Source organism: Pantoea sp. Acro-807, assembly GCF_011752675.1.
In the GTDB taxonomy this organism is placed as follows: domain Bacteria; phylum Pseudomonadota; class Gammaproteobacteria; order Enterobacterales; family Enterobacteriaceae; genus Pantoea; species Pantoea eucrina.
This window is the reverse complement of the sequence record NZ_VWXE01000008.1, coordinates 136,254-159,006: the sequence shown is the minus strand read 5'-3', so window position 1 is coordinate 159,006 and position 22,753 is coordinate 136,254. Positions and strand designations below refer to the sequence as shown.

Sequence of the window (22,753 nt, the reverse complement as noted above, 5' to 3'; positions counted from 1 at the left end):
TTAGCCTCACCCCTGCTTTGCTGGCCGGATCTCTCTTTTTATCGCAGATGATACTGCCGATCCGCCACATTGGGCTTTCAGTAATCAGCCTCCGTTAATCGGGATTCAGCCCGCCATAACGGCTTGTTCATCGTCTGATTCAGAGCCGCATTGCTGTATATCTGTATGTAAACTGTTCTCTGCACCAGATATCCACTATAGACAGTAAACTCGCTTTTCGGGGTCCGCTGAAAAGAGGTTTTGCCGCGCAGATTTGCCGTTGTTGTTGTTTTATAAGTGTTTTTGGCACTCAGCCCATAAAGCCCTGAAGGCTCACTAACGCCCCTCTTCCCTCTACAGTGGTCAGTCGCACAGCTTCCTCCGCAGTCATACATCGCGCTTCACTGGCTGTTCATCCTGCTGGCAGATATCCAGAATGGCGAGCAGATAGATGCGTACCATATCAAGATATTCGCTTATCTCGACGCGCTCGTCAGGCATGGTGTTGTACTTTCCGCCGGGTCCGCAGACGATACCTTCCATGCCCGCATGCTGATAAAAGTGTGCTGCATCGGTACCATAAAAGGCTGGCGGTGTGATCGCCCCGGTGGGCTGCTCGGTGCCGCGCACGGTTTTCCAGGCGCGGTTTACCGCCTGCACAATCGGTGACGCCGGTGAGACTTCAAAAGGCAGCATGGTGGGCTTGTCGCGGATACCGTCATCAAACAGCTCCGCTTTCAGGCCTGGATACTGCTGACAGAGCCTGTCGAGCAGCGCCTGAAGATCGGCCAGCACGCCTTCAACGGTCTGGCCGGGTGCAAAACGCGCCGATCCTTTCAGACGGACAAAATCAGCAACCTGCGGCGGACGCCACTCCTCCAGCTCTCGCCCCAGCGCACCGTGCACCGTACCGATATGGCCGCGATTAATTTTCCGATGTTCGTCGCTTTTAGCGCCGCTGAAAATCATGCCGTTGATTTGCGGAATCAGTTCAACTGCGGCGCTGATAGCATCGACCGCCTCTTCCCGCTTTGAAAGGTGACGCGTATTACCGGTTAGCTCGATGGTAAACATCAGCGAACCGGCATGCATGGTTAACGCCTGTAAATCAGTGGGTTCAGCATTGATAAAGTAGTCAGCGCGCACGCCCTGCTCTATGGCTGCCAGCGTTCCTATCCCGCCCTGCAACTCGCCCACAACATACGTGAGGATCACATCTCCTTTGAGCTTTACGCCGGCATCAATGAGCGTCTTCAGCGCGCAGAAATAGGCGGCATCGCCTGCTTTCATATTGGAAACACCGATACCGTAAATGAACCGATCGTCAATTTTGCCGGCCCAGGGATCGACGGTCCAGCCTTCGGTAACCGGGTTGGTGTCAAGATGCCCGTTAAACAGCAGGCTGTGACCGCCGCCGCTGCCTGCCAGACGCCCAATCGCATTAAGACGATCGCCCGGCACCTTCTGCAGCTCTGTTTCCAGCCCGAGCTGCGACATCTGTTCAGCCATAAAGCTTGCCAGCGCGCGTTCGCCGTCGGTGGCACTGTAGCTTTTGTGCTGCACCATTTTGGCCAGGAAAGAGAGACAAAACGCGCGATCGATATGATGGATTAACTGTTCAGGATTCATGTGCTTCTCATTAAGCGACGGACGGAGACAGATCGGGAACATGTACAGCGTCAAGGAGCGCACGCGTATAAGGGTGTTGCGCCAGTGACGACATATTCCCGCCGGGCAAAACATCGACCAGATCGCCGCGATACATCACCGCCACGCGGTGGGCAATCTGACGGATCAGGTTGAGATCGTGGGTAATAAACAGATAGGCCGTGCCATAGCGACGGCGTAGCGTCAGCAGCAACTCAATGATGGTGGCCTGCACTGATACGTCGAGCGCTGCGGTGATCTCATCGCAAATCACCAGGTCCGGAGGATTGGCAAAGGCGCGTGCAATGGCCACGCGCTGTTTCTGTCCGCCCGAAAGCGCATGGGGATAGCGAGTGGCAAACTCCGCCGGCAGACGCACCTCTTCAAGCAAACGTGCTACCGCCTGCGCTTCCGTTTCGCCAGGCGGCAAGCCGTACAGACGAAGCGGACGCGCAACTATCTCACCGATGGTCATACGGGGGTTGAGTGAGGCATCAGGATGCTGAAATATCATCTGTACGCGGCGGCGATACGCTTTGTCCATCTGCGCAGGGCCCTGCATTCCCGAACCACAGAAATTTAACTCGCCGTGAAACGGCACAAGTCCGGTAATGGCTCTGCCCAGAGAAGATTTTCCGGAACCCGATTCGCCGACCACACCCAGAATTTCCCCCTGATGCACGGTCAGCGACACCGCATTTGCGGCGCGGGTGGTATTGGCCTCGCGCTTCAGCAGGCGATCGATAAAGCCGTGGTGGCCATAATGGATGGTGAGGTTATTCAGCGTCAGCAGCGGCTGCGTGCCCGCAGCATCCGCGATCAGCCGGTGCTGTGGATTCGGCACCGCCGCGATAAGCCGGCGGGTATAACTGTGCTGCGGTGCGGTGAAGAGCGTTTGTGTCTCTGCCTGCTCGACGATACGGCCTTTTTCCAGTACGCAGACGCGGTCGGCCACTTTTGTTACCAGTGCCAGATCGTGCGAGATATAGAGCGATGCCACGCCCGTCTCCTCGCGCAGGCGTTCATAGAGATCGAGAATTTGTGCGGAACTGATCACATCCAGGGCCGTGGTTGGCTCATCAAAAATCATACAGGCTGGCTGACAGGCAAACGCGGTGGCAATCAGGATACGCTGTTTTTCCCCACCCGAAACCTGATGCGGGTAGCGTCGCATCATACGTGCCGGGTGTTTGAGTTCTACATCATACAGCAGGGATTCAGCCAGCTCCTGCGCTTCACGGGCGCTCAGCCTGCGGTGGCGCCGGAGCACTTCTGTGACCTGCTCGCCCAGTGTTAACGTCGGATTAAGCGATGCGCCCGGATCCTGAAAGATCATGCCGAGCTTCGCCCCACGCAGCGCCATCAGTACCGGCGCCGCTAAATTCAGAAGGCTGTCACCATTAAGGCGGATATCCCCGCTTTTCTCCTGCGCGTTGTTCGCCAGCCAGCGCATGATTGCCCAGCCAAGGGTGGTTTTCCCGGAGCCGGATTCCCCTACCAGCCCCAGCACTTCACCGGGCATCACCTGTAAATTGATATCACGCAGTACGGGCAGCGCCTGCCCGTTTGTGAGCCGGTAATCGAGGCTGTAATTTTCTACCGACAGCACCGGTGCAGTTTGTACAATCATCCGTGGCTCCGTGGGTTGAGAACATCACGCAGGCCGTCGCCCAGTAAGTTAAAGCCAATGGCCACCAGTGCAATTGCCAGGCCTGGAATCAGCATCATCCACGGCGCGCTGAAGAAGTAGGTTCGCGCTTCTGACACCATTAAGCCCCACTCCGGTTCAGGCGGTTGGGCGCCTAAACCGAGAAAACTCAGGGTGGCAAACAGCATGATGGCAAATGCCACGCGGATGGTGGCCTCAACAATGATCGGTGCCAGAATATTTGGCAGCATCTCGCGCAGGATGATGTAGTGGGCTGCTTCGCCGCGGGCGATAGCCGCATTAATGTAGTCCTGCTGACGCGCAGCCAGCGCCACGCTGCGTGAAATGCGCACCATACCGGGTACAAAGGCGATGGTAATAGCGAGCACCGCATTCATGCTGCTCTGCCCCAGCGTGCTGACAATCAGCAGCGCGAACAGCAGACTCGGGATAGCCATAACGGCATCCATGGTACGCATCATAAATTCGTCTGTTTTGCCGCCCAGATAGGCACTTGCCGTACCCAGCACCGAGCCAATTACCATAGCGAGTGCGGTCGCCAGCAGAGAGAGCAAAATCGTAGAGCGCGCACCCACCAGCACCCGGCTAAAGATATCGCGCCCCATCTGATCGGTGCCAAACCAGTGTTCTGCACCTGGCGGCTTGTAGCGTGTCAGGATTGAGATGGACTCGGGATCAAAGGGCGCTACGTGCGCGCCGCCGGCCACCATAAGTAATGCCAGCAGGATGATGAGAACGCCCGCTGCGCCCTGCGGTGAACGGAGTAAACGTTTTAAAATGTCAGGCATAGGAAATCCGCTTATCCAGAATGACGTAGGCCAGATCGGCAAGAAAGTTAACCACCGAATAGGTTGCGGCAAGGATCATGACGCCAGCCTGAATCACCGGCAGGTCACGCGCCTGTACTGCGACGATCAGCTCACGACCGATGCCGGGGATGGCAAAAATCTCCTCCACGACCACAATACCGCCCAGCAGGTAGCCCACATCCAGCGCCACAATGGTAATGGTGGGCAACAGACCGTTGCGCAGCGCGTGACGCCAGAGGATACGCCGGCGCGACAGTCCTTTAAGCCAGGCGGCACGGATGTAATCGGTATGCAGCACATCCACCATTTCTGAACGCACCATGCGCGAGACGTGCGCCACCAGAATCAGGGCCACGGTGACAGCGGGAAGGATCAGGTGCTGTATCCCGCTTACAAAATCCTCGCTGAGCGGCACATAACCCGTCGCGGGCAGAACCTGCCAGACGTCGGCAAACAGCAGTAGCACCAGCGTCGCCGTAACAAATTCGGGAAAAGAGATACCCGCATAGGAAATGACGCTTACCAGCACATCGGCGGTTTTTCCGCGTCGCACGGCCGCCCAGATGCCGAGCGGAATAGCAACGATCAGCATGAGTATCAGCGCGCAGGCCGCCAGCAGCAGCGATCGCGAAAGCGCCGTCAGCAGTGCGGGAGCCACCTCCAGCCCGTTGCGCATGGAGACACCAAAATTACCCTGCAGCGCCTGTGTCAGCCAGTGCCAGTATTGCAGCCATGCAGGGGCATCCAGCCCCAGGCGCTCACGTACTGCCGCCAGCGCTTCCGGCGTCGCATTCTGCCCCAGCAAGGTAACAGCCGCGTCAGCCGGCAGCAGCTGTGTAATACCGAAAACCAGCAACGACACCACCAGCAGGGTGTAGATCATCAGCAGAAGGCGTTTAAGCAGATAGCTTGCGGTCACGATCTCTCCTTAAACGCTGCGTACGGGCGCTTTGCCGGTGAGCCAGACATGATCCAGACGGAACACCGCGCCGCGAGGATGCAGGTGATAGCCCGCCACATAGTCGCGACCTGCGGCCAGCAGGTCGAAGAAGGTGGGGATTACTGAAGGCACGTCGTCATGCATAAGCTGCTGTGCTTTGGCATACAGCGTGCTGCGCTGAGCCTCATCGCGGGTTTCCCTCGCAGCTTTGATCGCGCCATCAAAGTCAGCGTTATTCCAGCGGGTTTCATTCCATGCGGCAGTTGAGGTATAGAGCAGCGAAAACACGGCATCCGGGGTGGGCTGCATATTGTAGAAACCCACGTAGAAGTTGCCCTTTTTCCACACCTGATCGAGATAGGTGCTGTGCGCCATGGTTTGCACCTTAATGCGAAAGCCGCCAGGCCTCGCCATTTCACGCAGCGCGATGCCCAGCTGGGTTCGCGTCGCAGGTTTATCTGAGGCAACCAGGGTTAAATCGAGGCCGTCGGGATAACCTGCCTCTGCCAGCAGGGCTTTGGCTTTACTGTAATCCACGGCCTTACGGGCCAAATCAGCGTACCAGGGGTAAGCGGCATTAATGGGGGTATCATTGCCGGGTGAACCCAGTCCGTCAGCGACAAAATCCACGGAGGCCTGGCGATCCACACACAGCGCCAGCGCCTGACGCACGCGCGCATCGTTAAAGGGTTTCTGATCGCAGCCCATGTTCACGTTTAAAAACTGGCCTGACGCTACCCGCAATGGCAGTACGCCGGATGATCGGGAAAGGCGGGCAAATTCGCTTGATTGAGCGCTCAGCATCAGATCGGTATCGCCGGAGATCAACGCGGAGCTCTCTGCAATGCCATCGGGATAGACCACCACTTCAACGCCGTCGAGATAGGGGCGCGCCGGGTCGTAATAGTGCGGGTTACGCTTCACCACAATTTTGCGTTCAGGATCGTATGACACCAGCTGGAACGGACCCGCGCCCAGTGAACGCTTACTAAGTTTGTCTATCTGGCCCTGAGCAATACTGGCGGGAATGATTTTGGCGTCCGGATAGGCCAGCATGACCGGCAGATCGGCGTAAGGCGTATCGGTTTCAATCAGTACGGTGCTGTCGTCTTTCGCACTGACCGACCTGATGGGGCCAATATTATGCAGCGCAGGCGACGCGTTCTTTGGGTCGAGCAGCGCCTGCAGGCTGGCGACTACGTCAGCGGAGGTGAGCGGAGTGCCATCGCTGAACTTCAAATCGGGGCGCAGCGTAAACGTCCACTGCGTGAGATCGGCGCTGGCCTGCCATGACTGCGCCAAATCCGCCTCCGCTTTCATCTCCTGCGTCAGGCGCGTCAGCCCGCTGTAAAGCAGCTCGGCCACCAGATATTCCGGATTGACGCGTACCTGATGCGGGTTGATCACGCTAATCGCCTGGTCAACACTGATGCGCAGCACGCCCCCCTTGCGAGGTGAGCCGCCGGGTGTGGCGCTCGTCACCGGCGCGGCGCTGGCAGAGAAAGATCCGGACAGCGCAGCTGCACCCGTCAGAACCGCAGAACCGGCGATGAACTGCCGGCGGTTTACTGCTTTCATTGCGCACATTTTCTCTTCCTCGCTGGTTTAAATACCCTGGGTTGGCTGAAAATCACTGGCGAGATACGCCAGAATGGACTGCGAAAGTGCGATGATATCTGCCATCGTTGTAAACTCGTCGGTGGCATGAATACGGTTGTCGGGGCGGGCTAAGCCACCCAGTAAAATCTCCTGAATACCTGCACGCTGCACCCAACCCATATCTGAGCTGGTGGATGATCCCCACGGTTTAAAAGCGTTATCAGGAAAGCCAAACCCCTGGCTCAGCGCAGCCTGCCAGCGTGGCCAGTGCGGTCCATAAGGATCGGCTACCGGTGCCAGATGCCCAATCAGCTGCACGGAGACATCCAGCGCGCGGCTCTCCGCCATTGCCTGACTGATGCATAATGTGAGCTCTTGCCAGACCTCATCAAACGCCTCTTCAGGCGCATACCGGCGGTTAATAAGCAGTTCAAAACGTTCGGGGATTGTGGAGCCTTTGCTGCCGCCGTGTACCGCGGCGAGCGTCAGCAGTGACGTAAGAGGTTTTCCCTGATAATGCGGTGGCGGCGGCATGGCAGACGTGCGCTGCTCAACCTGCCCTTTCAGTTGATACAGCGCGTTCATCAGGGGAAGCGCTGTTTCAATGGCATTGATGCCCGCGACTGGATCGCCGGAGTGCGCGGATCGCCCGCTCACAATCACTTTGAGGTCAATGCTGCCAAAGCATCCGGCCCAGATGCGCGGTACCGCACCGCCGTTGAAGCTCAGCAGATGTCCGGAAAAAAGCTGTTGCTCTGCCAGATAGCGAATACCCGGATAGAGACCGCCCTCTTCGTCGGTGCACAGTAGAAATACCGGATTGAAGCGCAGCGGCAGGCCGCAGGCCTGTGCTGAGCGGATGGCGGCAATCGCTGCCACGATCGTGCCTTTCATATCGGCTGCCCCGCGACCGTAGAGCCTGCCTTCTGCCACGGTCAGCGCCAGCGGCGGAAAGCGCCAGCCATCACCTGCAGGTACGGTATCGGTATGAAAATAGAGATTGCAGTTTTCAGCTGCCCCGCAGTTGAGCGTCGCCAGCAGATTTACACGCTCACCCTGTGCACTGCCGTCAGGGACCTGCCAGAGCGCTTCCGGAACAGACACGCGCTGAAAAGCAAACTGCATCGGTGCCAGCATCTGCGTCATCAGGTCTGCAAACGCCGCGTAACCGCTGCCCGGCGGAAAACAGGTATCCGCGGCGAGCATGCGCTGAAGATCCTCGGTGATACGTAAGGTATCCTGGCTAATGACGTCTAACGCATTGTTAAAACGATTATTTTTATCCACCGGGCGATTACCTGTTGTATTACTATATAGTTTATAGATAATGCAATTTATCAACACGGGTCAACCGGTAATCGCAGCTATGCAAAAAAACTATGACGCAGGTAACACCGTGCCGTTTACACGGCTGAATGCAGGCGAAGGTGCCCCGCTGCATGACGTGATCAAGCGTCACATCAGTGAGTCCATCCTGCAGGGAGAGCTGCCAGCCGGCACGATTCTGCCAAGCGAAAGCAGCCTGGCGGCCAGATTTGGTGTGTCGGTGGGCACAATGCGCAAAGCGTTAAGCGCGCTTACCACGGAGGGGATGCTGATGCGCCGGCGAAAAACCGGTACGGTGGTCACGGGCTGGGCCCCGCTGCATAACCTGAGTCACTTCTTCCAGTATTTTCGTCTGCACGATAAAACAGGGGGATTGCTGCTGTCTGAAACCCTGCTGCTGGATTATCAGGAAAGTTTGGCAACAACCGGGGAAGCCGAAAAGCTTCAAATTGCAGCGGGTGACAAGGTTTATCGTTTAAAGCGCCTGCGGCGGGTCAACGGTATTGCGGCGATGCATGAGACGCTCATTCTGCCAGCCAGTCGCCTGCCAGCATTTCCCGCCGCAGAACAGCTGCCTCCTCTGCTCTACCGGTATCTGTTTGAGCAATTCGACATTCGTCTGGCCGCGGTACGCGAGCAGATCACGGCATCTCTGGCTAATGAAGAGGATGCCACCCTGCTTGAGCTGACGCTCCCGCAGGCCGTTATGGTGATAGATGAAGTCTCCTTCGATCAGAGCGCCATCCCCGTGATTCTGGCGCACCATCGCTACAGCACTGAGCACTTTATGTACGTAAATGAGATAAGATAGCGGTGAAGAGAGCCAGACGATTCAGTGTCCTTATGCTTAGCTGCAGAGGCTCTGCCGCTTGGATCGCCACGGGTTTATAGGATATAGCCTCGGCTTGATTGTCAGTTCTGGTTTGCTCTGACAAATGCCTGTCAGTCAGCAGGCATTATACTGAAGATATTTATGACTTTTCAGATAATCTCACTACTCCACCCTGAGGGAATGGCTGACATCGGGTGGAAACGTCTTTAAGCTTTAATGCCATACGTTTATCATACTCACGGTCCCATGGAACAAATCGCAGCATATTTCGGTAGTGCTGTTGTACAGAATCCGGACATAAGAGCTTAGCGTTATTGAGTGAATATACTAGCATGCCCTTTACGCTATAGCTTTTACCTGAAACCATGACGCTGGTCTGCCAAACTTTACTCCCAAAATGAGATGACGGAATTTTACTCTCGTCAATTTGATAATACCTGCTTTTCCAGTCTGACACCCCTCCAAAAGACAACGTTTTATCCACCAGCATGGGGAAGAATGACGGCACGAATGTACTGATAAGCATGGGCCATAGTAAGATCATCGCAGCAGATATTCGGATAAACCATACGTTATCAAGTTCTTTCTCTTCTAAATTAGCATAGATGACACCTGGCAAAATAAGAAGGATCCCTAACCCAGTGGCCAGTACGGCAAGCTTAAGCATCACAGCCAGACTGTCTCCTGCTGTTTTTTTGTCTACCCAACTAATAATGGTACCGAAAGAGAATGAAAAACTCAGGGCCACAATGAACAGAATGAAAACAGGGCACCCTCCAAGCAGGATAAAATAGGTCTTTCGACGAAGCTTTATAGGCTGATAGCCCTGTGCGTTTCTGACAGGTTGAATCATAAAAAAATAATTTACTAAAAAAACCAGGGTTACCCACGCTATAAATGCTGCCCAAGCTATCAATGACCCGAACGCAGGGTAAAAGGTGGAAAGGTAAGCCCAGCCAAAAAAGAAAAGTACAATCAGTGGAATTGAAGACAGTGTTGTTACCGTAATTTTAATTTTCACTTCTCGATAATTATGTATCGTTGGTGATTTTTTTGGTATGAAAAGAGCAAAAAGTATTGAAGAAGAAAAGAAAATTATCGAAAATCCTGCCGTGGTCAGGATCATAAAAATAAAGACAAAGTTAAATATACCAGCTACCGTCAGGTTTTCAGTAAAGAGAGATACATTGTCAAAATATCCAAGATAAGTTCTTAAAATGATGATGGCTAGCAAAGGTGGCATCAGGCTGAGAAACCAGGAAAATTTATTCATTACGACTCCTTAGTTATGAATCCAAAGGCTGTTTGCAATCGATCTGAAAATGGACTCTTTAATTAATCTTCGTAGAATAAATAAAGCGCACATTACTTTTCTAAAACTTCTGCATGTGAGATACTTTAGACCTTTTTCCGATGATTTTTAATTTCAGTAGGATTGTTATCTGGTTCAGCATCTAATGACAATGCCAGAGAGCAATTATTTAATTTAAAATCTACTGACCATGCCGTTTCCTTACTATATTTTTTTGTCAAATGATAGTGTTCATGTCGTCCTTCAGGCATTAACAGGCTGTTATAGCTCCTGTAATAAATAAGGCTTCAAGTATGTTATCCTACAGCTATTATGCTGATAGTTCAGCGAGAGAGTGTTATCTTCCGCGTGTGCATCAACTGCCAGTTTCGCTTGAATTTTGTGCGCCTATAGAGGTCCGAGCGAGACAATTTGTCTCCGATAGTAAATTATCCCCTGGTAAAGTCGCACTGGTTTTAATTGCCATTTAATTAAGCTTGGATCTTAAAAAACTGCCGTTTACCTTCTGAGTTACTCCCATATCTCTCAATATTTTTAAATGGCAACCCAATGATTGAGTGCCATTTAATGGCTATCATTTCCGTATTACTTAACAGGATAATTATAGTGCGAAGGTATTTCGTAATCTTCAGGGATATCCGGCCAGTCAGAGGACTTCAGCAAAGCATCAGCATCTTCTTTAAATGCATCAAAAAAGCTTGATAAATTCATTGAGTGCACCCGGATATAAACCAGCGCTACTTGCATTGCAATCTTATCATCATTCACTCGGGCCTTTTCCAGAAACGCCTTAGCATTCCCAAGCAACTCAAGGCCGCGATGAAATGAGGCACATTGTTGCGCACTATAATCTATCAAAAGATCGTTTTCATTTATTGGCTGATTTGGCATCGCCTCAAGCAACTGAAGGTAAATGTCTTTTAATTCGTCAAAGTTAATTTCTTTCGTCATTTGGGTAATTTCCGCCCTTCAGCAGCAGCTGCTTTTGTTTTAATCGGATTAACGGAGCCATCTAAGTTCAAAACAACTCTAAAGTTACCCTTACTGTCAAACACTTCAAGATGATTTTTATGGCTGGCATCAAGATAAAATTGATCGCCTTTGCGAACTTCATCACTGAGGTTGCCAGAGGCTTTATAGACAGATTGCCCTTGATAAATTTTGCTGGTTTTCTGTGAACCATCTTTTACCAGGCTACCAAAGCCTTGTTGCCTAAAGAATTCGCCCATATTCCCTACAGCACCTTTGTTCGGTTCATAACCGCCTGCCAGATACGCTAGCTCTTCTTTATTTTGTTCAGCAATCGGTGTGGCCGTTGTATTAACACTGGTGTCCGGTGCACCACTCACGCTACCAGTGTGACTGCTGCTGTTCTGATCCCGTTGGTCAGGTGACGTCAGAGACGTTCCGCTATTCATATCCTGAACTGGATTAACGAGCTTACCACCCGCTGGATCCTGTTCCGGCACAGGCAATACCGTAATCAGCCCTTTCTGTTGCTGTAGTTCATCATAGGCTTTACGTTCAGCGGACGACAGTTTTTCTACCAACGCCGGATCGGCGGACATAGCCGCCAGCATGACGTTTGTTTTCTCAGTGAATGAGAGTTGCTCAACGGCTGAGGTTGCAGCAGAGGCCCCAATAAGCGCTCCCAGACCGCTCTCGATCAACTGGTTACGGCATGCCGTAAGCTTTAAGCAGCCCTCAACCGCAAGTTGACCGCCGCGCGCAATCACTGCCAGAGAATTATTCTCTACTGCATTTTTACCTGCCATCGTGCCGGCGCCAGAACCCATTAACGAATCTGACGCGATGCCACCAGCAAATCCTCCTGCCAGCTGGCTCAGGGTGCTGATGGTCTGCTTCTGGCTCTCAGTCAGTTCGCCAGGCCGCGTATCCGGATACATGACCTTGATGATTGCCTGCGCAGTGAGTTCTCCGCCTGCCGCGCCGGCAGCTGCGCCAGTACTGTCCCCGCCTCCCATTCTGGCAAGTACACCGGCTGCCACAGCGTGCGCCATAGTATTGGCCAGCAGATCGATATGCTCCTTACCGTCTGCATCATAAGTTGTGGTGGCCTTTTTAATCTGATTTGCGATAAAAGGTGCCATGGCGCCGCTGGCAGCCGCTCCCGGATTATTGGCGCTGAGTCCTCCCAATGCGCTGGCTACCGCCGTCGCCACCATAGAGTAAGTGCCGCCTGTGCTCCACTTATCTGCGACCGCCTTATACCCCGGGTCATGCTCTATCAGCGTGTTCATTTCATCCGATGATTTGCCGGCATAGTCAGGGTGCTCCTTCAGCAGGCGCGCTTTGGTTTCTTCAGCTGCCGCGTCCAGTTTGTAGGCTTTAACGTCGCCGACTACTTTACCGGCCAGCTCCTGTACGCCCTGCGCAAAGGCCAGCTGATTACCGACTTTCTCTTTATCAAAGATCTTATCAATGTGACCGTTGGCATTGTCCGTATCGTGGCTCAGCCCGCTGACATCCTGTATCTGCTGTGCTTTATCACGTATGACCAGCGTCCCGTCTGCAACAGCAGATCGCGTGGTACCGGAAGCGCTGCCGCTCATATTCACCAGAGTCGGGAGAAGAGAGGGTTTAGTCCCGTCATTGCCGCCACTGATCCCTACAGAGGTGCTGCTGGCGTGATATTCCGCGTGGTTCTCAATGTTGTCCCAGCCCAGCGTACCTGTGGAAAGCCTGTTGTCTGCCGCATCTGCAGTCGAGGCAATCACCGCGCCGTTGAGCTGCGTATGATGGCCGGCAAAAATGTCATAGCCACCGTTACCGGCAAACAGCCCGCTCTGATCGCCGACGCTGGCGTACTCGCTGTTGACCTTAGTCTGGCTCAGGCTTAGCCCGAATGAGCCATTCATAGTGCCAAAGGTGAAACTGAAGCCGCCGCTGGCGCTCTGCTGCTTACTCTGGTAGTTATCCGTATCTTGCAGGCTGGAGAGGGTGAGATTATTCCCCGCGTTCACGCTGATACTATTGCCCAGTGCCTGGGCACCAGAGAGCAGCGTGTCATTACCGCTGCTCAGCGTCAGGTTTTCTTTGGCGTTGACGCGACTGTTGACGTATGTGGTGCTGCTGCCGTTCTCCGCGCCGCTGGCCATATAGCCGCTGGCCTGTACGCCAATACCGGTTTTTTGTCCGATGGCCACGTGCACTCCGGCGCTCCAGCCGGAGGCGTTGTTACTGCTCTTCTGTTCGGTATTGTTACTGGCTGCGACCAGATTAAGGTCATGCGCGGCAGCGAGCGTAACGTTTCCGCCGGTGATATTGCTGCCAGCCAGGGTCAGGTCGCCGCTGGTGCCTTTGGCGCCCGTGGCCACGACCGCTACGTTGCCACCGCCGTTAAGCGAGCTGCCGATCACCACATTTGTGTTGTATTCAGATGAGGATTTGCTCTTGCTGGCGCCTACGTTAAGCGCAATCTTAATGCCGGCTTCGCGTACGTTGCCGTTAGCCAGCGCGGTCGCGGATTGCGTGGCGCCTTTCGACATTGCCCAACCGCTTTCCAGCATCTTCACGGCATTAAGCGCTTTCAGACGATCGTCTCCCGCCTCACCAGCAGCTTTGGCCTGCGAACCGAGGCTGAGCAGCGCGTCGGTAATGGGACTGGTGAGCTGCAGCGTCAATCCGCTCTGCTTCTGCTCAAAACTCTGACGGCGGGTAAGCGTATCGTTGCCCGGATCGATGGTCACGGACCCGCCAGCCAGACTGATATCCTGCTTCGCAATCACATCTGAACCCGCCACGCGCGCATTCTGCCCCGCCACCATTGTAACGTTGCCGCCGGTGCTGCCGATGGTGCTGGCGCTCTGGCTTTCGGTTGTTCCGTTTTGTTTCAGCTCCTGTTTTGATGATGCGCTGCCGAAGGTCACGCCAATACCGCCGCCGCTGAACATGCCGCTTTTTTTGGTCTCGCTCAGGCGATAGCGTGTCTGGGTATCGGTGGCGGCAGTAATGTTGAGATCGTTACCTGCCTTCAGCCCGACGTCACTTTCACCCACAACCGATGAGCCCTTCACCAGCAGGTCATTGCCGGCAATAATTGAAACGCGATCGCCACTCAGGCTGGAGGCTTTTTCTGCCGTAGCGCTCTCTTCACTGAGCGTATGCGTGGTTTTTTTGCTGAAGTGCTTTTTCCGGGTTTTGGTCTCTTCCCGGTAGGCGTAATCACTTTCAGTTACCGTAGTGATATTGACGTCATGTCCGGCCTGCAATGCCAGATCTTTGTTGGCTGTGAGCGTCGAGGCCTGGCTGGTAATGTCATTCCCTGCCAGCAGCGTGGTGCTGCCACCGCTGACGATTTCGCTACCCTGCTGGCGTACCGTTTCGTTGACGATCGTTTTCCTGCTGCCGCGTTCGCTGTTACCCGATATGAACTCTTCAGCGTTTAAGTTAATATCGCGGCCCGCTTTCAGTCCGATATCATCTTCTGCCACCAGCGCAGTCGCCTGGCTGGTGATGTCCTGTCCGGCTACCAGCGTCAGTTTTCCGCCGCTGGAAACGGTCGTGCGTTCGGCACCAGAGCGATGACTTTCTGTATTACGGATATAATCATGGGTGCCAGACTGCTGAGATAATAGAGCCAGATCATTACCTGCCGTCAGCGACATATCCTTGCCTGAATTAAGCTGGCCTGACACAACGGAAAGGTTTTTGCCGGCATTAATCGTTAATGCCGAACCAGCAGATAGCGTGCTGCCCACCGCGGCGGTGGTGGCGTTGTCACGATAACGATTAGTAAAGCTGCTGTTAACTGTATTCGCGCCGAGCCAGACATCGTTCACCGCCTGAATCTTCAGGTCATCGTTAGCTTTCAGCAGAGAGGCCGTGTTGAGAACGCTGTCTCCGGCTACAAGAGAGAGATTACCTGTTGAGATAATGGCAGCCTGATTTCCCTGCTCTGTCAGAGCGTAGCGGCTCCAGATTGAATTATTATTGATGCTGGCAGTGCTGGTCAGGTTAACAATATTGCCACTGACGCTTTCAAGCGCCACCTGCCTGCCACTGATCGTCGAACCGATGTTATTAATATTCCCTAAGGCACTCAGATTTACGCCCTCGCCCGCCTTAATTAAGCTGCTGTTAATGTTATCAATCTGCGCCTGGCTGGTTAATGCGACATTCTGCTTCGCGCTGATGGTGCTGCCGTTATTGCGGATATTATCTGCCGTCAGCGCAACATTATTGCCAGCAATCACGCTGCCGTTGGCCACGGTGGCGTCATCAGGTGACAAATAAAGTTTTGGCACCATCACTGTCTGTCCATTGATGGTCGCTTGTTCCCACCACAATATACTGTGGTCAAGTGCAGCAATCTGGTCAGCATTCAGTGATACACCGAACGCTAATCCCAGCGATTGCTGCGCTTTCGCTGCGTTATCCATCAGCCAGGACATCTGTTGCAGATCGGAACCCATGCCGTTGATATAACGATTCCCGGTCTGGCTCAGGAGCGCATTGCTGACATAACGGGTATCAAATGCCGCATCGCCAAGGAAGCGATAATCCTGCTCCGGTTTGAGCTGCAACCGATCCAGCAGATAGGAAGATCCCAGAAATTGACGGGTATCGGTATAGATACCGCGCGTCTCAGCCGGCGCGGCTGAAGGCTGGCGATGAAGCAGGGTATTGAGATCGCTAAACAGGCTCTGATCGAGAGCCCCTAAGCCATTGAGCTTCGGGTTGACGGTGATTAAATAGGGGCTGGCAGGATCCTGCGAGACCGTAAAATAGCCATTCTGTGTTAACGGAATCGGCCAGGCGCTGATATCAACTTTTTGCCCCTCGGGCAATCTTCCGGGCTGCGGTATAAATGCACCCTCAGCGCTTTGCACCAGAGCAATTTTTTGACCACCTGTTTGCAGCGCTACCGTTTTATCAGTAATGATATTTAGCCCCCTGGTCGTCGTATCGGGCGACACCAGCGATCCTGCACCATTAACGGTTTGCACCGCACGGAATACCTCATCAACCCACTCAGGGCTACCCACAGTAAAGGCTGAAGCTTGCTCAAGTCCAAGGCGTTGCGAACCGTTGCCGATCCCGGCGTTAGCCAGACCGGCTATCGCAGGTGCAGCAAGCGTTGGCGTAATGGTGCCACGAACATCATTCGATTCGCTGTTGTTAACGATAGCGGCAAAATTCGCGCTGACGTTCCCATTCGCCTGAATAACGCCGCGAATAGACGTGCTGCCTTCTGTGCGATAATTTTCTGTGGCAACGTAAGTCACACTTTTTTTAAGCATGACGCCAGTATTGTAGTCATGAAAATAGATGGCATCGCCTTTATAAATTAAATCATCTAAATTATCCCGGAGATATTGCGAGCTGCCACCGCTTTCAAGTACCGGCTTATATTTATTGTAAGCATCTGAAGGAGTGTAGGTTCTCCAGACAGATTGCGTGCCTGACAGATAAGATTGGTTATTTAATGTTTGACCCGTAAGCGAGAGGTTCCCGCCAGCAAGAATATAACTGCCGAGGTTATCTAAAGTGGTGGCCTGGCCATTTAAATTATGGCCAGCCGCTATTCTTCCTGCTTGCCCACTGACCTGCGTGCTGGATGTGGTCCGGGCGACCAGTGCCTCATGACTTTTCGATAAGTCAGTGGGAATCGGGGTGACATCGAAAATTCTAAAATTAGGTCCCGGCGGAATCGGGTGATCCGTAAAATAATATTTTAATTCTCCTGGCTGAAATGCATCCAGAGGGATTTCCACGGTGCCCGGCGTTTCAGACGCATAACTATTTGCCACATTCTCCGTTGTCACTGGCCCCACTGAGATGGATTCCCATTGATTCAGCAGGTGCGCGGTCTGCAGGGTAATATCCCCCTGCTGCGACTCTATATTGCCCGATGTATTGATTATCTCGCTATTCGCATTCCCCGCCGCGTCGCGCTGCATCCACAGGTTGTTACCCGCGAGGATATCGCCGCGCTGGTTTTGAATGCGGTCAGCGTACAGATAGAGATTCTGACCAGCATACAGCAGGGCTGTGTTCACAATGCTGCCCGGTGAGGAGAGGGTAAGGCTGCCACGCGTACCGGTAAAGCCGCTGAGCGCCACATCGCTGCGGCTATTCAGCGCGATATTTCCCCCGCCCTGTAACGTGCCTGCGCTGTTCATCGTTATACGCTGACCGCTCAGGCTACTGTCGCCGCTTCCGGTGGTGAGCTGGCCGTTATTAATCAAATCGCCGTCCGCGCTCAGCGTCAGCGCCTGCCCCTGCAACGTGCCCTGATTGTCGATCGCACCCTTGCTGCTGATGGTAAGGCGGTTTCCTGCGGCCAGGGTATTGTGTGCGGTAAAACTGTTAATTAGTTTCAGCGTGGCGTCTCCAAGCGCCACCACTTGTCCCAGCTGATCAAATCCCGTGCTTTCAAGCAGCAGGCTGCCGCCGCTGAACAGTTTACCCGCCGCCTGCTGCGTGACCTGTGCAGCGTTGATATTCAGTTGATTTGTACCCAGCAGCGTGCCGCTGTTCGTGAGCTGCGCGTAATTTACCGTCAGGTTTGCGCCCTGTGCGCTGCCCTGGTTCTGCAGGCTGGAGCCGGTGAGAATCGCCTGCTGATCTGCCATCAGCGTGCCGCTGTTGCTGGCACTGGCCGCATTGAGCATCAGCTGCGATGCCTGCAGCCAGCCGCTGTTGACCAGCTGTGGTACATTCAGCGTGAGATCTGCCGAAGAGAGTAGTTTGCCGCTGTTACTGGCCAGGCCGCTGGTGGTAATACGGCTGGTGGCTCCCTGAATCACACCATAGTTATAGAGTTCGGGCGCGGTCAGCGTCAGGCTGTTCTGGCTCAGGAATGTGCCGCTGGCGTTATTGATAAGGCGTCCACTGGCGTTGAGCTGCAGGCTGCTGTCGCCCTGTATGTAGCCGCTGTTCGTGATGCTGCCGCTGCTGAGCAGCAGATCCCTGCCCTGCATCCGGCCTGCGTTATCTACGGTAGCAGCATGCACATCCAGCGTACCCCCGCTCAGCAATGCCGCCCCTGGCTGCTGCGTCAGTACGCCCGACAACGTTGTCGTCACTCCTTCAGCGCCTGAGATCTCGCCGCTGTTGTTAAGCGCGGCACCCTGCAGCGTAAGGTAACGGGCAATCCACTGCCCCTGGCTGGTGAAACTCCGCGCATTGAGCGCGGCGCTGCCGCTGGCAGTAATTTTGCTGCCGGCAGTGGACGTGAGGGTATCGCTCAGATTCAGCTGCATGTCGCCGGCGCTCTGAATAGCGCCGCTATTAGTGAGGCTGGTGGCATCCAGCAGGATCTGCTGCCCCTGCCAGGTGCCGTTATTCGTCACGGTGTCGCCACTGATATGCAGCGCACCCTGCGTCAGAAGCTGGCCGCCTGCACTGTTAATCAGCGCGCGTGCGGGCTGCGCCTGTGCCATAAACAAACGCAGCCCGCTGGCGGGAGCCGGTCCGAGCGTCAGCGACCGCAGGCCAATCAGGCTGCCCTGGTTGGTGACGCTGGCGGGATAGATGGCGAGCGTATCGCCCTGTACCGTACCGCTGTTACTCAGCGCACCGCCGCGGAGCGTGACAGCTTTTTCTGCCAGCAGCCTGCCGCTGTTAATCAGGTTCTGTGCGTCAATCTGCGCTGCACCCTGAGACAGCAGATCGCCCTGATTATTCAGATCTCCGCTGACCGATGCCGTGAGGTCACTGCTGCTGAGCAGCGATCCCTGATGCTGCCAGCTTCCTGCGCTGACATGCGTGCTTTTACCCTGCAGCGTACCGGAAGTCTCCAGCGTGCCCGCACTCAGCAGCAGGTCTCCCCCGCTCAGAGCCTGACCGCCTGCGGACTGTTGCAGATGGTCAGTCGCCTGCGCATCCAGCGCCGTCGTACCCTGCCACAGTCCCTGATTATTCAGCGCATCACCGCGAAGCGTGAGGCTGTCTGCCATCACCTTTCCGCTGTTCGTCAGGCTACCGGCTGTCACGCTGGCGTGTCCACCGGAGAGCAGGCTGCCGCTATTGTCCAGCAGCGTATCTGTGGTGCCGCTGAGGGAAGCGATGCCGTTGATCGTGCCCCGGGTGGAGAGTGAGGTGAAGTGATAGCCGAGGTGTTGACCCTGCCACACGCCTGCATTGCTGGCCGCCCCGCCCCTGAGGGAGAGCGCATCACCGCTGATAAGCTGCCCGTGGAGAAGGTTATCAAACTGGCTAAACTCTGCGGTCAGCAGCGAATCACCCTGCAACAGACCCTGGTTCTGCAGCTTTACCCCTGTGGTTTTTACCTGCTGTGCGGCGATAGTGCCTGCGTTATTCAGGGTGTTAGCCTGAATAACTGCCTGTTGCTGTGCCAGCAGTAGCCCATCCGCATCGTTATCAAGTGAACCATCCAGCATTGCGCTCAGATTTGTAGCTGTAATGCGGCCTTTATTAGTGACGCGCTGCCCGGTCAGACTCAGATCACCCGCCACCTGCAGCAGGCCGGCATTGGTGAGTGTCACTGGCGCAAATGAGAGGGAATCACCGGTGATCAATTTACCCGTAGCGGTATTGGTGACGTTCGCGCTGCTGAGCGAGAGCGCGCTGTTACCCTGAAGCAGGCCTGAATTAGTCAGCTGTGGCGAGTTGATGTCCAGGCGGTCTGCTGCCAGCGTACCGCCGTTACTGAGTTCGCTACTAAGCAGGTTTAGCGTCTGTTCGCTTATCAGCGTACCGCTGTTATCCAGCACGCCATTCACGCTGGCGCTAAGCTGGCTGGCTGCCCGGCTGCTGCCAGCGTTTTGCCAGTTTTCCAGTTTCAGGTCGAGCTGGTCCGCCTGAATACTGCCCTGATTGTTCAGCGCTGAGCCCCGGATGTCTGCTTTGCCTGCCGTCAGCAGCTGTCCGTTTTCCTGATTGACGAGCGTAGCGCCCTGTAATGCGAGGGCATCGGTACCCTGTATCAGCCCGCCGTTGACCAGATCGCCCTTCAGCGTTAGCGCCTGTGCAAGCAGCCAGCCGCTGTTGTCGGCGTTTCCCGTAATCTCAATGTGCTGCTGGCCCACTATTTTACCGCTGTTAGCGAGCGTGCTGGCAGCAATCGTTGCGTCGCCTTCACTCAGCGCACTACCGCTGTTCTGCCAGTCGCCTGCCCTCAGGTCAAGCTGCTGACCCTGCATCTGCCCGCGATTATCCAGCCGGTCCTGCTTCAGCGTCAGCTGCCCCCCACTCAGCACCGTGCCGCTGTTCGTCAGCTGCTCTCCTGTTGCCTGCAGCGTCTCTTTACCCTGCAGCAGGCCGCTGTTCCCGGCGGTGGTACTGCTGATATCAAGCTGACTGGCGGCGATCTGTCCGGCGTTGAAAAGCGTGCCACTGTTTAGCTGCATGGCGTTATCCGCCAGCAGCACTCCTCCCTGCTGATTACTGACGCTACCGTTGTCTGCGGTAAGGCTGGCAGCGCTGATTTCTCCGGCGTTGATAAGGCTGCCGCCGCTCAGTGTCAGGGCCGCACCGCTGGAGATCAGCCCGGCGTTATTCAGCTCCGGCAGATCGAGCCCGAAGCTGTTATCTGAGCTGACGATGCCCTTTGCCTGATTTGTGAGGCGCTGACCGCTGAAGCGGAGCGCCGTTGTCCCCTGAAGCAGGCCATTATTAATGGTTTCGCCGCTGTTTACGTCCAGTGCCTGCTGACCGAAAATAGTGCCGGTATTGGTCAGGCTGCCGGTCGTTAAGGTGCCTTCCGCCAGGCTCAGCGCTTTCCCGCTGTTCAGCCAGCGATCTGCATTAACATTAAGCCGCTGGCCCTGAAGTGAACCGGCGTTGCTGAGCGCAGCGGTATCCAGCATCAGCTGGTCTTCACTGAGCACGCTCCCGCTGTTGGTAAACTGCTGGCTCTCTGTCTGCAGCATCTCTTTGGCCTGCAGCGTACCGCTGTTATTAATGGCGTCGCTGTTGAGGGTAAGGCGAAGAGCCGCTAATTTCCCGCTGTTGGTCAATTCCTGGTTATTCAGCTGCAGCGTTTGTCCGGCAAGTAGCGAGCCATCCGCGTTATTCAGGATTGTATTATTCAGCGCAGTAAGATTCCCGGCGTTGATCTCACCTGAGTTTGTCAGGCGCTGACCGCTCAGCGTCAGCGTGGTGCCACTGCTGATCAGCCCGCTGTTGTTCAGCGTCGGAAGATTCAGTGAAAAGGCGTTATCAGAGCTCAGGGTGCCGCCGTTGAGATTGTTCAGGCTGTCGCCGCTGAAGCTTAATGCACCGGTTCCCTGCAGCAGCCCGCTGTTTTCAGTCTGCGCGCTGCTGATATTCAGTGCCGGTGCAGAGAGCACGCCCTGGTTAAGAAGTCTGTCGCTCACCGCTATCAGGCTGCGGGTCGCGGCGACGCTTGCCTCCTTGTGATTCTGTAAGCTATCCGCTTTTACCTTAATAGCACTTGCGGCCAGCGCGCCGCTGTTGTCCAGCTGCCGGGTATCAGCGGTAAGGCTGTCAGCCGCGGTAAACTGACCGCTGTTACTGATTTGGTTCTGAGCCTGAAGCTGAATGTTACGAGCGGCGTTGGCGCGGGTAGATTGATTCGCTGTCAGAGTAGATCCCTTCAGCCGGATATCGCCGCCCGCCGTCAGGGTGGTGCCGTTGCTGGTCAGGTGACCTTTAGCGGTTACGGCGATACCGGCGTCGCTGACAAGAGTACCCTGCCCCAGCGTGGCATCCTGCTGTGCACTGACGGTAATTTGCCCGGTGGCTTTGTTATCACCGTTGAGCGCAACCGATGCGCCACTGGCCGTCAGGGCGCCGCTGCTCAGGCTGTTACTGAGCGTCAGCTTACCGTTTGTATCCAGCCTGATATCACCCTGCTTCGCAGCCAGATTGCCGAGGTTGATCCCCACGCCTTTCTCGCCCGACACCAGATGAATACGATTGGCATACATGCCGCCGAGCGCGCCGGTATCGACCGCGACCGACGGTGCGGGACCCTCTCCGGCTATCGGAGTGACGGAGCCGTCTGCGCCAACGCGGTTGGCCCCCACGGTGACGGAGAGATCCTTTGCGTAGATCCCGGCGTTGATTTCGGTCGCGCGCGCGACGATCGCTACCGCGTCGGCGCTGCTGCCGTCCAGCCCTTTGCCCTCAACGATGACCGATCCTTTCGTCACCTCCAGCGCGGAAAGCTTGCCGCTGACATCAAGTTGCGGCTTGCCGGTGGTAAGCGTAACGTTCGGCGTGTTGATAAAGCCGCAGCCGTTACAGGTGATGCCGTACGGGTTAGCCACCATGACGTTGGCAGCCTTACCCGCGACTTCGGTATAGCCCCGCAGCTGCGAGCGGCTGGCGCCCGTGACCTCATTGATAATCGCCTGCGCTTCATGGCCCGCTTTCAGATGAGGGTTATTCTGGATCAGCCCGCCAAGCTGCGTCCGGTTGAGCTGGCCGGTGGCGTTGTTGAGGATCACGCCTTCCTGGCCAACGTTGTACTGCTGATACTGATTGTGCGAGATACCAGCGCCGTTTGGTGTGGCAATGTTGACAACCGGCACACCGTTACCTGCTTTGTCCATCTGCGTGCCTGGCGTCACCGGGGTGATTTGCGCGGCTACAGCCGGCAGCACGGGTTGCATGGCCACCAGAGAGCAGATGAGATAGCTCAGTACACGACGGGCGAGGGAAACGGGTTGGCGATCGTCCATAATCT

Annotated in this window: 10 protein-coding genes; 1 reads left to right on the top strand and 9 read right to left on the bottom strand. The window is 55.1% G+C overall.

The window, feature by feature from the left end; genetic code table 11:
* Nucleotides 1-366 precede the first annotated feature (366 nt).
* The 6 genes from F3J39_RS16390 to F3J39_RS16365 are packed head-to-tail and all read right to left on the bottom strand — an operon-like array spanning nucleotide 367 to nucleotide 7,849.
* Nucleotides 367-1,608 carry a M20/M25/M40 family metallo-hydrolase gene (locus F3J39_RS16390; protein WP_166714434.1) on the bottom strand — a complete coding sequence of 414 codons (1,242 nt, stop codon included), beginning with the start codon at nucleotides 1,606-1,608 and terminating at the stop codon, nucleotides 367-369.
* Between the two features lie 10 nt (nucleotides 1,609-1,618).
* On the bottom strand, nucleotides 1,619-3,256 hold the full coding sequence (locus tag F3J39_RS16385) for an ABC transporter ATP-binding protein (RefSeq protein ID WP_166714433.1): 1,638 nt from the start codon (nucleotides 3,254-3,256) through the stop codon (nucleotides 1,619-1,621).
* Nucleotides 3,253-4,083: an ABC transporter permease gene (locus F3J39_RS16380; RefSeq protein ID WP_071669467.1), complete on the bottom strand. Its 831-nt coding sequence runs from the start codon at nucleotides 4,081-4,083 to the stop codon at nucleotides 3,253-3,255. The genes F3J39_RS16385 and F3J39_RS16380 overlap by 4 nt, the downstream gene beginning before the upstream one ends.
* Nucleotides 4,076-5,023, bottom strand: a complete 948-nt coding sequence (locus tag F3J39_RS16375; RefSeq protein ID WP_071669468.1) for an ABC transporter permease — start codon at nucleotides 5,021-5,023, stop codon at nucleotides 4,076-4,078. The genes F3J39_RS16380 and F3J39_RS16375 overlap by 8 nt, the downstream gene beginning before the upstream one ends.
* 9 nt (nucleotides 5,024-5,032) lie before the next feature.
* Nucleotides 5,033-6,631 (bottom strand): ABC transporter substrate-binding protein, encoded by a 1,599-nt coding sequence (locus F3J39_RS16370; RefSeq protein ID WP_104085953.1) that lies wholly within the window; start codon nucleotides 6,629-6,631, stop codon nucleotides 5,033-5,035.
* A gap of 18 nt (nucleotides 6,632-6,649) precedes the next feature.
* Entirely contained in the window at nucleotides 6,650-7,849 is a 1,200-nt protein-coding gene (locus tag F3J39_RS16365; protein ID WP_166714443.1) for a M20 family metallopeptidase, read from the bottom strand.
* Nucleotides 7,850-8,009: 160 nt separating this feature from the next.
* Here F3J39_RS16365 and F3J39_RS16360 point away from each other — a divergent pair, with 160 nt between their 5' ends.
* Entirely contained in the window at nucleotides 8,010-8,780 is a 771-nt protein-coding gene (locus tag F3J39_RS16360) for a GntR family transcriptional regulator (RefSeq protein WP_104085952.1), read from the top strand.
* A gap of 160 nt (nucleotides 8,781-8,940) precedes the next feature.
* On the opposite strand, the gene F3J39_RS18895 is transcribed toward F3J39_RS16360, so the two are convergent.
* The 3 genes from F3J39_RS18895 to F3J39_RS16345 all read right to left on the bottom strand — a co-directional run bounded on the left by F3J39_RS18895 (nucleotide 8,941) and on the right by F3J39_RS16345 (nucleotide 22,748).
* Nucleotides 8,941-10,074 (bottom strand): hypothetical protein, encoded by a 1,134-nt coding sequence (locus F3J39_RS18895; protein WP_233499593.1) that lies wholly within the window; start codon nucleotides 10,072-10,074, stop codon nucleotides 8,941-8,943.
* 624 nt (nucleotides 10,075-10,698) lie between these two features.
* A complete protein-coding gene (locus F3J39_RS16350) occupies nucleotides 10,699-11,064 on the bottom strand; it encodes a hypothetical protein (RefSeq protein ID WP_108570188.1) in 366 nt (121 codons plus the stop codon).
* Complete coding sequence (locus tag F3J39_RS16345; protein ID WP_166714432.1) at nucleotides 11,061-22,748, bottom strand: hemagglutinin repeat-containing protein; 11,688 nt, start codon at nucleotides 22,746-22,748, stop codon at nucleotides 11,061-11,063. The genes F3J39_RS16350 and F3J39_RS16345 overlap by 4 nt, the downstream gene beginning before the upstream one ends.
* Nucleotides 22,749-22,753: the final 5 nt, after the last annotated feature.

Excerpts from the sequence above, each read along its gene's own strand:
- F3J39_RS16365 (WP_166714443.1), bottom strand. The coding sequence starts at position 7,849 with ATGCTCGCCGCGGATACCTGTTTTCCGCCGGGCAGCGGTTACGCGGCG.
- F3J39_RS18895 (WP_233499593.1), bottom strand. The coding sequence starts at position 10,074 with ATGAATAAATTTTCCTGGTTTCTCAGCCTGATGCCACCTTTGCTAGCC.
- F3J39_RS16385 (WP_166714433.1), bottom strand. The coding sequence starts at position 3,256 with ATGATTGTACAAACTGCACCGGTGCTGTCGGTAGAAAATTACAGCCTC.
- F3J39_RS16345 (WP_166714432.1), bottom strand. The coding sequence starts at position 22,748 with ATGGACGATCGCCAACCCGTTTCCCTCGCCCGTCGTGTACTGAGCTAT.
- F3J39_RS16390 (WP_166714434.1), bottom strand. The coding sequence starts at position 1,608 with ATGAATCCTGAACAGTTAATCCATCATATCGATCGCGCGTTTTGTCTC.
- F3J39_RS16360 (WP_104085952.1), top strand. The coding sequence starts at position 8,010 with ATGCAAAAAAACTATGACGCAGGTAACACCGTGCCGTTTACACGGCTG.
- F3J39_RS16380 (WP_071669467.1), bottom strand. The coding sequence starts at position 4,083 with ATGCCTGACATTTTAAAACGTTTACTCCGTTCACCGCAGGGCGCAGCG.
- F3J39_RS16350 (WP_108570188.1), bottom strand. The coding sequence starts at position 11,064 with ATGACGAAAGAAATTAACTTTGACGAATTAAAAGACATTTACCTTCAG.
- F3J39_RS16370 (WP_104085953.1), bottom strand. The coding sequence starts at position 6,631 with ATGTGCGCAATGAAAGCAGTAAACCGCCGGCAGTTCATCGCCGGTTCT.